The following is a 13,559-nucleotide window of genomic DNA, read 5'->3' as shown; positions in this document are numbered from 1 at the left end:
CCTCCTCTTTTGTTTAATCTTCTTTTGAGTCCGATTCACTTTCTTGTCGCTCAATTAACTCACGTAACTCATGAATAAATACATTAATATCTTTGAACTGACGATAAACGGAAGCAAAACGCACGTAAGATACTTCGTCAATTTTTGCTAAGCGATCCATTACTTTTTCACCGACATCTTCTGATTTAACTTCCGCAATACCGGCACTTCGTAAGTCTTGTTCAATTGCAAAGACAACATCTTCAAGCTCACTTAATGCAACTGGTCTTTTTTCACATGCACGAATAAGTCCGCGCAACACTTTTTCGCGGCTAAATTCTTCACGCGAGCCGTCCTTTTTCACGACAACTAGCGGCATCTCTTCTACTTTTTCAAATGTGGTGTAGCGAAACCCGCATGATTCGCATTCGCGGCGACGACGAATGGCTTTATTATCATCGACAGGTCGGCTATCAATCACTTTTGTTCCATTGTACTGACAACTTGGACATCTCATAATTTTTCTCTCCTGAATTAAATACTATTTAGTTTATCTATTATAACAAAAAAACGTGTGATGTACCGAACAATCCCTATATTTTTTAAGGGAAATACTACTGAATACAGAACAATAAAAAAACTGTAAGCAAAACGACTTGCATCGTTCTACTTACAGTTTAAATTATTGCGATTAAATTAAGCTTGTACAGCTGCTAATTCACGCGCTACTTTTTGTGTTAAATCTACTACGCGAGTTGAGTAACCCCACTCGTTATCGTACCAAGCAAGTACTTTTACTTTGCGTGTACCCATAACCATAGTTGTTAAACCATCAACTGTTGCTGAAGCTGGGTTTGTATTGAAATCTACAGATACTAAAGGTTCTGTTGTGAAATCTAATACACCTTTTAATGATGTTTGAGAAGCTTCGATGAATGCAGCATTCACTTCTTCAACTGTTACATCTTTGTTTAAGTCTACTACTAAATCTACAAGTGATACATTTGGTGTTGGAACACGTAGAGCCATACCATGTAATTTACCTTGTAATTCAGGTAGTACAAGTGCTAATGCTTTTGCAGCACCTGTTGAAGTTGGAATAATTGATTCCGCACAAGCACGTGCACGACGTAAATCTTTGTGTGGGTTATCAATATTTTTTTGGTCATTTGTATAAGCATGAACTGTTGTCATAAGACCGTTATCAATACCGAACTTGTCATTTAAAACTTTTGCTACAGGAGCAAGGCAGTTAGTTGTACATGAAGCGTTTGAAATAACATCATGTTTTGATAAATCTAATTTGTCATCATTTACACCCATAACGACTGTAATATCTTCATTTTTACCAGGTGCAGTTAAAATAACTTTTTTCGCACCAGCTTCTAGATGTAAAGCAGCTTTGTCGCGTGCGTTAAATTTACCTGTTGCTTCGATTACAATATCCACACCTAGTTCTTTCCAAGGTAATTTTAATGGATCGCGCTCTGATACAAGTTGTACACGTTTACCGTTTACAATTAGTGCACCTTCAACCGCTTCAACAGTACCTTCGAAACGTCCGTGGTTTGTATCGTATTTTACTAAATGAGCTAATGTCTCCGATGGGTAACTCGCATTGATGGCAACGATGTTTAAATCATCTTGAAGTATCGCCTGACGGAACACCATACGTCCGATACGGCCAAATCCGTTAATAGCAATAGAAACTGTCATGAAATATATCCTCCTGTTTTAAAAGAAATTCTTTTAAATGTGTTATTTGAGAATTAGTATAACACATTTATCTGGAAGTAGAACATATTTACACACAAAAACAAAAGTTTTTATTTTCTGACAACTTTTTTCTATCACTTTTTTGATATTCTTTTATGTTTTATACTAAACCCCATTCTTTTAAAATATAGTTCAACTGCTGCTCTGTTTTTTCCAATGTACTTTCATTGTAGATGACCGCATCGGCACCTTCTTCTTTCACAGATAGAGGGAGTTGCGAGCTAATTCGCGCTCGCGCTTCTTCCTCATTCAATTGGTTCCGTTCCATCAAGCGCTCCAGCTGTTTTTCTTCTGATAACGATACCACAAGAATTTTTTCAACAAAGTGTTGTAACTTACTTTCAAACAATAATGGAATATCCATAATAACGACTTCAGCCCCGTTGTTAAGCCATTCATCACGCTGTCTCAACATCTCTTTTCGAATCGCCGGATGAATAATTCCATTTAAAATAGCTCGCTTTGATGGGTCATGAAAAATGAGATCGCCCAATTTCTTTCGATTCAATGAACCATCTTCTAATAAGATTTCTTCTCCAAAAGCAGCTACGATTTCTGTCAGTGCTGGCTCCCCTGGTTCTACAACAAGACGTGCTACTTGGTCCGCATCGACAATTGGAAAACGATATTTTTCGAGCATTTTCGCTACTGTACTTTTCCCACTTGCTATACTTCCTGTTAATCCAATAATCATTTTGACATCCCCTATTTTTGACAATTTGGACAGTAATACGAATTCCGTCCTGCTATGATTTTCTGTTCTGAATTAGTATGACACATTGGGCAAATATTCATCCCGTACATTTGTAAACGGTCCTGCATACCGCCTGCTTCACCATTAATATTTCGATAATCTGAGATTGATGACCCACCATATGCGATACTTTCGCTCAAAACTGCAACAATCTCGTCAAATAGCTGTTCTTTCTCCGCCCCGCTTAATTGGGATGTAATTCGTCCCGGATTAATTTTCGTTCGAAATAAAGCTTCCGTTGCATAGATATTGCCACAGCCACATAACACATGTGAATCCATAATGACCGCCTTAATTTCTTTTTTACTGTACTTCGGTAACGCACAATATGTTAAAAAATGGTCTTTCGCAATAGCATCGAATGGCTCAGGTGCTAACGCCATTAATGGCGGATGATCTTCAATCTTTTGTAAGAAGCGCATCTCACCAAAACGACGGATATCTGAATAGATCAGCTTCTTTCCATTATCAAGTGTAAATGTCACATGGGCATGTTTACGGAACTTTTCTTCTGGAATTTCCGATACATCATGTACATCAAAAAATGCACCGCTCATGCCCAAATGATTCACTAACTTATACGTGACACCCGCATACTCTAACGTAAAATAAATATATTTCGAACGACGTGCAACATCTTGAATCGTCATTCCTGTCACAGCTTCTACAAACTCATCCGGCTGCAACCCTTTAATAATACTTTGTTTACCTGCTTCATGGCTTGTATAAATCGTCGGCGAAATTGTCACACGTTCAATCGTTCTACCTGTTACAGTAGGTTGTAGTGAACGTACGACTCCTTCTACTTCTGGTAATTCTGGCATATCATTTCACTTCCTATTTCGCATCGTACCATGTATAACCAGCAGAATAATCTGCTCTCAGCGGCACATCTAACTTCACTGTATTCGCCATCACTTCTGGTACGAGCTTTTCTAAAATTGCAATTTCTTCTTCTGGTGCTTCAAAAATCAATTCATCATGTACTTGCAATAACATTTTCGCCTGTAATTGATGCTCTTTTAAAGCTGCATCCATATCAATCATCGCTTTTTTAATAATATCTGCTGCACTACCTTGAATTGGTGTATTCATCGCTGTACGTTCAGCAAAACTACGTAAATTGAAGTTACTTGACTTTAAATCAGGTAAATAACGTCGACGATTTAATAGCGTTGTGACATAACCTTTTTCTTTTGCCATCTTCACCATATCATCCATATATGTTTTAACACCTGGGAAACTTGCGAAATAACGTTCAATAAACTCTGCTGCTTCTTTTCTCGAGATATCTAAGTTTTGAGATAAACCGTAGTCACTGATTCCATAGACAATCCCAAAGTTAACTGCTTTCGCCGCACGTCGCATAGACGAAGTAACTTCATCTTCTTCTACATGGAATACGTTCATTGCTGTATTCGTATGGATATCTAATCCGTTTAAGAAAGCTTGCATCAAGTTCTCATCTTGTGACATATGCGCGAGTACACGTAACTCAATTTGTGAATAGTCGGCTGCGAATAGTTGCCACCCTTCCGTTTCAGGTACAAAGGCTTTACGAATTTTACGTCCTTCTTCTAAACGAATCGGGATGTTTTGTAAGTTTGGATCAGTTGAACTTAGACGACCTGTTGCAGTTAAAGCTTGTTGATAGCGTGTATGAATCTTATGGTCATCTTCATGAATTTCTTTCATTAACCCTTCAATATAAGTCGATTGTAACTTCCCTAATTGACGGTATTGTAAGATGTGTTCGATAATTTCATGTTCAGGTGCTAGCTTTTCTAAAACATCTGCTGCTGTTGAATAACCGGTTTTTGTCTTTTTTATAACTGGTAATTGAAGTGTTTCAAATAGAACAACACCTAGTTGTTTAGGCGAATTAATATTAAATTTTGTCCCTGCAAGCGTATAAATTGTCGCCTCAATTGCTTGTAGTTTTTCAGTTAATTCTTCGCCCATATCAGCTAATGTCTCTTTATTAACGCGAATACCACATGTCTCCATCTTCCCGAGAATATGTGCAAGCGGTAGTTCAATATCTGTATATAAATCATATTGTTCATTTTCTTTTAGCTTCGAAAGCAATGGTTCGCGCGTCGTATAAACGGCTAACGCTTGGCGACATACATGTTCTGCTAATACTTCTTCTGATGGTACTGCTCGTTTTGCGCCTTTCCCATAAATAGATTCTTCTGTTTGTACATTTGTATAGTTGTATGCACGTGAAACAGACGCAATATCTTCAGAGGCAAAAGCTGGATCATCAATGTATGCAGCTAGTAATAAATCGAATTCAACACCCTTTAATTCAATTTGATCACGCGCAAACGCAACTTGATGTTTTTTCAAATCAAATACATATTTTTTCTTTGCTTCACCTTGTAAATAAGCTTTTACTTCTTCCGATTGGAGTACATCTTCATATGGCATATAGTAAGCAGCTGTATCCGTAACGAATGCAAGTCCAAGTGCTTTTGACGTATGGTAATGCGCATTCTCCATCTCCAAATGAATGGCCATACCATCTACGAGCTGTTCAGCAGTTAAATTCGAAACAATTTGATGTTCGAGTACGGTTGTTTCCTGTGCTTCCGATTCATATTCGCTTTTTTCAAGTAATGTTTTAAAATCAAGCTCTTGCCATAAAGCGAATAGGGCATCTACATCTGGACCTTCCCAACCAAGTTCATCTACTACCACTTCAATTGGTGCATTTACTTCAATCGTCGCAAGTTGTTTACTCATTTTCGCTTGTTCTTCATTTGCAACTAACTTCTCTTGTAACTTTGCACCCTTCACTTCACTTACATGCGCATAAATCTCTTCTACTGTTGGGTATTCTTTCAATAGTTTAATTGCTGTTTTTTCTCCTACGCCTGGCACACCTGGAATATTATCAGATGAATCGCCCATAAGACCTTTCATATCAATAATCTGTTCAGGTGTTAAACCATACTTTTCTAAAATATGTGCTGGCGTATAGTGTTCGATATCCGTCATACCTTTACGCGTTATGTAGACGGTTGTTTTGTCTGTTGCCAGCTGTGTTAAGTCTTTATCACCTGAGATAATAACCACTTGCATATCTGCTTCTTCTGCTTGTTTCGCAAGTGTGCCAATGATATCGTCTGCTTCATACATTTCTAATTCATACTGCTTCATATTATAAGCCGATACAAGTTTTCGGACATATGGGAATTGTTCTGATAATTCTGGTGGTGTTTTTTGACGCCCACCTTTATATTCGGTGTACGTACTGTGACGGAACGTTGTTTTCCCTGCATCAAATGCTACAAGCATATGCGTTGGTTGTTCCTCTGCTAGAATTTTTTGTAACATCATTGTAAACCCATACACTGCATTCGTATGAATCCCTTGATGATTTGTTAATGGGGGTAAAGCAAAAAACGCACGATATGCTAAACTGTTTCCATCTAGCAACAGTAATTTTTTTTGTGTCATTCCCTCACACTCCTGTTCGTATTTTCTTCTTCTCTATTCTATCATGCTATGCAGTCAAAATAAAAAAAACGAAAGGAACTCACCTTTAGGGAAGGTTGAGTTTCTTTCGTATACAAGGGGTCTTTCTTTTTGGATTCATGTTATGAAGGGGGTTTCATGTGTTTAGTATAGCAAGTCGTTATGAAGTTTCTATTAGCCTTTTGTAAATTCCATGTAAATTACGATGCTAACGGAATATAAATACGCATCGTCGTTCCTACACCTTCTTCACTTTTTACAATAATTCGACCATTATGTGCTTCAACTAAATGTTTTACGATTGCAAGCCCTAAACCCGTTCCACCTGAATTACGACTTCTCGCACGATCTACACGGTAGAATCGTTCAAAAATACGCGGAATTTCTGCTTGTTTAATACCAATTCCTTGGTCAGCAATTTCGACTACACCGTATTCACCATGTGTTAGTACTTTTAAATCAATTCGTTTGTCTGGTTTCGAATAGGATACGGCATTCGCAAGTAAATTGACAACAATTTGCGTAAGGCGATTCGCATCTCCAAGTACACGAACCTCTCCTTCTTCTTCTAAATGTACATCCATATTCTTCTCTTCAATTTGAATATGCGCCATTTCCATCGCACTTTTTACAACTGCATTGAAAGAAGTTGGTGCTACATCAACTTTGAATCCTTCTTTTTCAATTTTCGACAGCTCTAATAAGTCTTGTACAAGCATTTGCAGTCGATTACTTTCTTTATACATAATCTCTAAAAACGATAACAATGTTTCTTCATCTTGGTAAGCACCATCTAGAAGTGTTTCTGAGAAGCCTTTAATCGATGTAATCGGCGTTCTTAGCTCATGTGACACATTCGCAACGAAGTCTTTTCGCACTTGTTCTAAGTTCTTCAGTTCCGTAATATCGTGCATGACAATTACAACACCTAGCCAATGACCATGCGCTCCAATAACAGGCGCGCCATACACTTCCATATGTTTAATTTGTTGATGAACGGTTATTTCAATTTGCTTACGATACGGTGTTTCCGTCATAAAAACATGATCGACAAACTCCTCTAAATTTTCATCAACACCAAGTTCTCGAAAAACATGTTTTTTAACGTCATCATGATTTTTATTGAATAACTTTAAAAAACCATCGTTTACAACAGAAATTTCACCTTCACGTCCAATCATAATTAAGGCACTTCCCATATTATTAATAAGGGTTTTGAGACGCTCTTGCTCAATCTCACGAATCATTGTCATATCTTGTAGATTACGCGCTAAAACATTAATCGACTTACTAAGTGCTGTTGTAGCTACATCAGATGATTCGTATGCACGTGCACGGTAATTCCCTTGCGCTAATTCTAAAGCGGTCTGTGTTACATGTTCCACAGATAGCGATAATTTCTTTAACAGTCGATTCGTTGTGAACATGAGTAAGACGAACGCAATAAATAGCACAATAACGAGGATGAGCCAAAAATGCCAGCGTGTTGTAATTAAATCATTTGATAAGAAACTATCTGGAAGTTGCTTCACTAGCTCTTGTTGTTGTTTATCCGTAATCGGAATTTTTTCAGAAGTAAAATAGTCACTTAAATGTTGCTGTGCTTCTTGTAAATTAGAACGCACTGTATTTTCCATATAAACAGGAAAAAGCTGGCCTAATACAAAGCCAAGACCAGCTAAAATTGCGGCATACAAGCACGCAAATGCAATTAATAGGCGTACTTTTAATGTATTCATGACCCTTTAGGCTCCTCAAACTTATAACCTAAACCACGAATCGTTTTAATATATTTCGGTTTACGACTATTTTCTTCGATTTGATCGCGTAAATGGCTAATATGCACGTCTACAATACGTGTATCTCCTGCAAAATCATAATGCCAAACGGCACTTAATAATTGATCTCTCGTTAACACACGGTTTTTATTCTCTAATAGATAAACTAGTAGTTCGAATTCTTTCGGTGTGAATTCAAGCTCTTTATTGTCTAATGATGCTTCAAAACGTTCAGGATATACGCTAAGCGGACCAATATGATACGTTTTTTCAGAGTCAGAAAGTTTTTCTTTCTCATCATTTGTTTGTGCAGATTCTACTACTTTTGAACGTCGTAAGACTGCCTTCACCCGTGCAATGACTTCACGCGGACTGAATGGCTTCGTCATATAGTCGTCTGCACCAAGTTCTAAACCTAATACTTTATCAAATTCATCATCTTTTGCTGTTAACATAATGATTGGTGTATCAATTTTTTGAATGCGTAACTCTTTACACACTTCCATACCATCTCTCTTTGGTAGCATGAGGTCTAGTAAGATCAAGTTTGGACGATGTTCGATTGCTTTTTGAAGCCCTTCTTCACCGTCATTCGCAATCATTACCTCATACCCTGCTTGCTTAAGATTGTACTGTAATAAAGTCGCAATCGATAGTTCATCTTCTACTACTAAGATTGTGTTTGTCATGTTTATGCCTCCGCTAATGTATTGAAACCCCCATTTCAAACATTCGTGCATATAATCTTACAATTTAGGTGGTATAACGTTTACAGTGCCAGATACAACAATCTGTTCTTCGTTATTTTTTCCTTCTACTTGTAAATGTAATTCATTCATTTCTGCATTCTTTACTACTACTTTTAACGATAGATGTAGCGTTTCGTAGTGATGCAATGGTTTAGGATAACGTAGTGAAATAGCTGATATATACGAACCAGGTCCAGGCATGTATTTGGAAATCGCAGATGTTACAATACCCGATAACATAATAACTGGTACAACAGGCTTTTCATATGTAGTAAGTGCTGCATATTCCTGCTGGATATATAGCGGGTTCTGATCATTCGTTAACCCTAAATATAACAATAAATCTTTACTCTCAATATTTTCTGTGATTTGCAGAGATGTGCCAACATCGATTTGATCGAATGTTTTACCCACTTTATAATCTTTGCTTAGTAACACAGAATTCCCCCTTTGTAATCTACCATATATTTATAGTATCAAGAATTGTATGAAAAATCGAGTTGTATTCGTAAAAGAAACAGGACTTTTATAATTTCCAAAATAAAAGAGGAACGCTGCTTCCGCAACATCCCTCTTTTTATATTTATTACACTAGCGCTTTCATTACATCACGAACAGCTTCTGCTGAATAATCGAGCGCTGTTTTTTCTTCTTCTGTTAGTTCAAGTTCATAAATTTTCTCAATTCCATTACTACCAAGTAATGTTGGAACACCTAAATATAAATCTTCATAGCCATACTCACCTTCTAAATAAGCAATAGATGGTAAAATACGACGTTGGTCTTTGATAATCGCTTCTGCCATTTCAACCATAGCAGCGGCTGGTGCATAATAAGCTGACCCATCACCTAATAAATTGACAATCTCTGCTCCACCTGTACGTGTACGGTTGACGATTTCTGTCAGACGTTCTTTTGGAATTAATGTTTCAAGCGGAATCCCCCCAGCAAAAGAGTAACGCGTTAAAGGAACCATTGTATCTCCGTGACCTCCTAATACGAAGCCTGATACATCTTTAACAGATACATTCAATTCTTCTGCTACAAATGCGCGGAAACGGGCTGTATCAAGTACACCCGATTGACCAATTACGCGATTTTTCGGGAAACCTGTTTCTTTAAAAATCGTATATGTCATCGCATCAACAGGGTTTGTTAAAACAATAATGACAGCATTTGGTGCATGTTTTACAATTTCTTTCGCAACAGATTTCATAACACCTTGATTAATTTGAACTAAATCATCGCGACTCATTCCTGGTTTACGTGCTACGCCTGCAGTAACTAGAATCACGTCAGAACCTTCAATACGCGCATAATCTGATGTCCCTGTTACACGTGCATCAAAATTTTGAACTGGTGATGCCTCATACATATCAAGTGCTTTCCCTTTAGTTGGGTTTTCTACTTTCGGAAGATCGACAATTACCACATCTGCTAATTCTTTTTGTGCAATTAAAAATGCAGCCGTTGCTCCTGTATAACCACTACCAATAACAGCAATCTTTTTACGTTTTAAAGACATGTGTAAAACACTCCTCATACTTTTCTTATTTTCGTTAGGTGACGAATACCTTTATTATACTTCATTCCCTCTTTTTATACCCTTCAAAAACGGAAAACAATCGCTAATCCTTTTAGATATGTCACGATTTTGTAAATTACATAAAAAAAGACCCGTTAGAATCAAATGATCCCAACGGGTTATAAAAGCCTTTAAATATTAAAGGTTTTTGATTAGTTCATCAGCGAACTCTGAACATTTCACTTCTGTAGCACCGTCCATTAGACGAGCGAAGTCGTAAGTTACAACTTTAGAAGAGATTGTTTTTTCTACTGAGTTAGTAATTAAGTCAGCAGCTTCTTGCCATCCTAAGTGTTCAAGCATTAATACGCCTGAAAGTAATACTGAAGATGGGTTTACCTTATCTTGACCAGCATATTTCGGAGCAGTACCGTGAGTAGCTTCGAAGATCGCGTGACCAGTTACATAGTTAATGTTAGCTCCTGGAGCGATACCGATACCACCAACTTGTGCAGCAAGTGCATCTGAAATGTAGTCACCGTTTAAGTTCATTGTTGCAACAACGTCGAACTCATTTGGACGAGTAAGGATTTGTTGTAAGAAGATATCAGCGATTGAATCTTTTACAATGATTTTGCCAGCAGCTTCTGCTTCAGCTTGTGCTTTATCAGCAGCTTCTTTACCTTCAGCTTCTACGATTGCATCGTATTGAGCCCAAGTGAATACTTGATCGCCGAATTCGTTAGCAGCTAAATCGTAACCCCATTGTTTGAATCCACCTTCAGTGAATTTCATGATGTTACCTTTGTGTACTAATGTTACAGAAGGTTTTTTGTGTTCGATTGCATAGTTGATTGCAGCACGAACTAAACGCTCTGTACCTTCTTTAGAAACTGGTTTAATACCTAAACCTGAAGTTTCTGGGAAACGAATTTTGTTAACGCCTAATTCATTTTGTAAGAAGTTTAATAGTTTCTTTTGCTCATCTGAACCAGCTTTGTACTCGATACCAGCGTAGATATCTTCAGTGTTTTCACGGAAGATTACCATGTCAACATCTTCTGGTTTTTTAACAGGTGAAGGAACACCGTCAAAGTGACGAACAGGACGTAAGCATACATATAAGTCAAGAGTTTGACGTAATGCTACGTTTAATGAACGGATACCGCCACCGATTGGTGTAGTAAGTGGACCTTTGATTGCGATTAAGTATTCGTTAATTTTGTCTAAAGTTTCTTGTGGTAACCATTCGCCTGTTTGGTTGAATGCTTTTTCACCAGCTAAAACTTCTAACCATTCGATTTTCTTTTCACCATTGTAAGCTTTGTTTACTGCAGCGTCGATAACGCGTGAAGCAGCGTGCCAGATATCAGGACCGATACCGTCACCGATGATGAATGGGATTGTTGGATTGTTTGGTACGTTTAAAACACCATTTTCTACTACGATTTTTTCAGACATGAATTGCGCCTCCTACTATATTCATAATCATAGGGCTAGTGCTATAACAGCCCCGCCCTATGACTTTTATATTATAACATAACAATCAAGAAGTCAGTATTATCTTTCTTCAATTGCTACGTATGTTTGCATTCCTGGTCCAACATACTCAGCACGTGGACGGATTAAACGGTTGTTAGCATATTGTTCTAAGATATGAGCTACCCAACCAGAAGTACGAGATACTGCGAATACTGGTGTGAATAGGTCATGTTCGATACCTAAAGAGTCGTAAACTGACGCTGAGAAGAAGTCAACGTTAGCTGGAAGACCTTTTTGAGTTACGATCATGTCATGGATTTTAACTGACATATCATATAATTCTGGTTTACCAGTTAATTTTGTTAATTTTTCAGACATTGCACGTAAGTGTGGTGCACGTGGGTCACCTTTACGGTATACGCGGTGTCCGAAGCCCATGATTTTTTCTTTATTATCTAATTTAGTTTGAATATATGTTTCAACGTTATCAACTGAACCGATTTCGCTTAACATTTTCATAACTTGCTCATTTGCACCACCGTGTAATGGACCTTTAAGAGCGCCGATTGCAGCAGTAACACCAGAGTAAACATCAGATAATGTAGCAACACATACACGTGCAGTGAATGTAGATGCATTTAATTCGTGGTCAGCGTGTAAGATTAAAGCTTTATCGAATGCTTCGATTTCGATTGGAGCTGGCTCTTCACCTTTTAGCATGTATAAGAAGTTTGCAGCGTAACCAAGTTCTGGTTTTGGAGCAATTGGTTCTTGACCGTTACGAACACGTGCAAAAGTTGTAACAACTGTAGCAATTTTCGCTTGTAGACGGATTGCTTTGCGGTAATTCGCTTCTGGTTCCATAACATCTGCTTCATCATCAAAAGTACCTAACATTGATACAGCTGTACGAAGAGCTGCCATTGGATGTACTGTTTTTAGAGGCATAGACTTGAATAATTCAACGATTGCTGAAGGAATTTCCATGTTATCAGCTAATTGTTGTTTTAGTTCAGCTAACTCGTCAGCTTTTGGAAGACGTGTATGCCATAATAAGAAAACTACCTCTTCAAATGTTGCATTGTTTGTTAAGTCATCGATGTTGTAACCTACATAAGTTAATGTGTCATCGATAATCGAACTAATCTTCGTTTCTGCAGCTACGATACCTTCTAAACCTTTAGTTGATGCCATAATATATCTCTCCTTTTTACATTTCTCTTTGTAACCATTCCCTAAAACGAGAAAGGCTACCCCAAAAATATCATATGAACCTATAAGTAAATCGCTTACATAAAACATTATAATCAATTTTGACGGCTTTGTGAATGAAAAGACATCATTTTATGCAAACACCACTTTTTATAGTATTTTCCATACATTAAACAGAAAAATGATGAATTTCAAAGCAGCCAAAAAGGTTCATTTTATCCTAAATTTTACTATTTTTTACTATTTTGTTCTAAATACTCGGCAAAAATCATGTTTTTATGGAAATAAAAGGTACTTTAAAACTTATAACTAAAATCAAGTTGCTACTTTACATCAAGAAAATGACACATAAATATCGTTTTTTTTCCAATCAAAAACGGAAATTAGAGGTCATTTTACCCTTCTAATTTCCGTTTTTTTACTCTTTATGCATCATGCGTGTACACTACTACGTTACTTGTTTGATATTTTTTCTTTAGCCAGCGAATCATCAGAGGTCTTAATGCATGACGAACTGGTTTTAAAATCAATAAGATGCCCAGTAAATCTGATAAGAACCCTGGCAAGATTAATAAAACTCCTGCAACTAAGACGAGAATTCCATCAATTAGCGCAAAACCGGGTGGTTGCCCTTGTCGCATACTTTGTTGAAAAGATTGTTTTGCTTTTAGACCTTCTTTTTTGAGTAAATAAATACCCAAAGCACCTGTTAACAAGATACAAGCAATTGTCCACCATGCACCGATTAACTTACCTGATAGTAAAACGAATGCAATCTCGACAATCGGTACAAGTAATAGTATAAATAAAAATTTACGCAT

The 13,559-nt window shown here is 37.3% G+C and carries 12 protein-coding genes; all 12 read right to left on the bottom strand.

Annotation, left to right across the window (positions count from 1 at the left end):
• Window positions 1-13 precede the first annotated feature (13 nt).
• Window positions 14-496, bottom strand: coding sequence for a transcriptional regulator NrdR (gene nrdR, locus ASO14_RS04445; protein ID WP_068451972.1), 483 nt, complete (start codon window positions 494-496; stop codon window positions 14-16).
• A 179-nt stretch (window positions 497-675) separates the two neighbouring features.
• Window positions 676-1,695 (bottom strand): glyceraldehyde-3-phosphate dehydrogenase, encoded by a 1,020-nt coding sequence (locus ASO14_RS04440; RefSeq protein WP_068451971.1) that lies wholly within the window; start codon window positions 1,693-1,695, stop codon window positions 676-678.
• A 160-nt stretch (window positions 1,696-1,855) separates the two neighbouring features.
• Window positions 1,856-2,449: a dephospho-CoA kinase gene (gene coaE / locus ASO14_RS04435; protein WP_068451970.1), complete on the bottom strand. Its 594-nt coding sequence runs from the start codon at window positions 2,447-2,449 to the stop codon at window positions 1,856-1,858.
• An 11-nt stretch (window positions 2,450-2,460) separates the two neighbouring features.
• Window positions 2,461-3,333 carry a bifunctional DNA-formamidopyrimidine glycosylase/DNA-(apurinic or apyrimidinic site) lyase gene (mutM, locus tag ASO14_RS04430; protein ID WP_068451969.1) on the bottom strand — a complete coding sequence of 291 codons (873 nt, stop codon included), beginning with the start codon at window positions 3,331-3,333 and terminating at the stop codon, window positions 2,461-2,463.
• A 13-nt stretch (window positions 3,334-3,346) separates the two neighbouring features.
• Entirely contained in the window at window positions 3,347-5,974 is a 2,628-nt protein-coding gene (gene polA, locus ASO14_RS04425) for a DNA polymerase I (protein WP_068451964.1), read from the bottom strand.
• Between the two features lie 218 nt (window positions 5,975-6,192).
• Complete coding sequence (pnpS, locus tag ASO14_RS04420; protein WP_068451961.1) at window positions 6,193-7,731, bottom strand: two-component system histidine kinase PnpS; 1,539 nt, start codon at window positions 7,729-7,731, stop codon at window positions 6,193-6,195.
• A complete protein-coding gene (locus ASO14_RS04415) occupies window positions 7,728-8,459 on the bottom strand; it encodes a response regulator transcription factor (protein ID WP_068451957.1) in 732 nt (243 codons plus the stop codon). Before ASO14_RS04415 ends, pnpS begins: the two co-directional genes overlap by 4 nt.
• 57 nt (window positions 8,460-8,516) lie before the next feature.
• Complete coding sequence (locus tag ASO14_RS04410; RefSeq protein ID WP_068451954.1) at window positions 8,517-8,957, bottom strand: MaoC/PaaZ C-terminal domain-containing protein; 441 nt, start codon at window positions 8,955-8,957, stop codon at window positions 8,517-8,519.
• Window positions 8,958-9,105: 148 nt separating this feature from the next.
• Entirely contained in the window at window positions 9,106-10,044 is a 939-nt protein-coding gene (gene mdh / locus ASO14_RS04405) for a malate dehydrogenase (protein ID WP_068451951.1), read from the bottom strand.
• Between the two features lie 198 nt (window positions 10,045-10,242).
• On the bottom strand, window positions 10,243-11,505 hold the full coding sequence (icd, locus tag ASO14_RS04400) for an NADP-dependent isocitrate dehydrogenase (protein ID WP_068451948.1): 1,263 nt from the start codon (window positions 11,503-11,505) through the stop codon (window positions 10,243-10,245).
• A gap of 99 nt (window positions 11,506-11,604) precedes the next feature.
• Window positions 11,605-12,720, bottom strand: a complete 1,116-nt coding sequence (citZ, locus tag ASO14_RS04395) for a citrate synthase (RefSeq protein WP_068451942.1) — start codon at window positions 12,718-12,720, stop codon at window positions 11,605-11,607.
• A 443-nt stretch (window positions 12,721-13,163) separates the two neighbouring features.
• On the bottom strand, window positions 13,164-13,559 hold the full coding sequence (locus ASO14_RS04390) for an FxsA family protein (protein WP_068451939.1): 396 nt from the start codon (window positions 13,557-13,559) through the stop codon (window positions 13,164-13,166).

Source organism: Kurthia sp. 11kri321 (assembly GCF_001534765.1).
GTDB lineage: Bacteria > Bacillota > Bacilli > Bacillales_A > Planococcaceae > Kurthia > Kurthia gibsonii.
The sequence above is the reverse complement of the archived record's forward strand: the minus strand, read 5'-3'. Positions and strand labels throughout refer to the sequence as shown.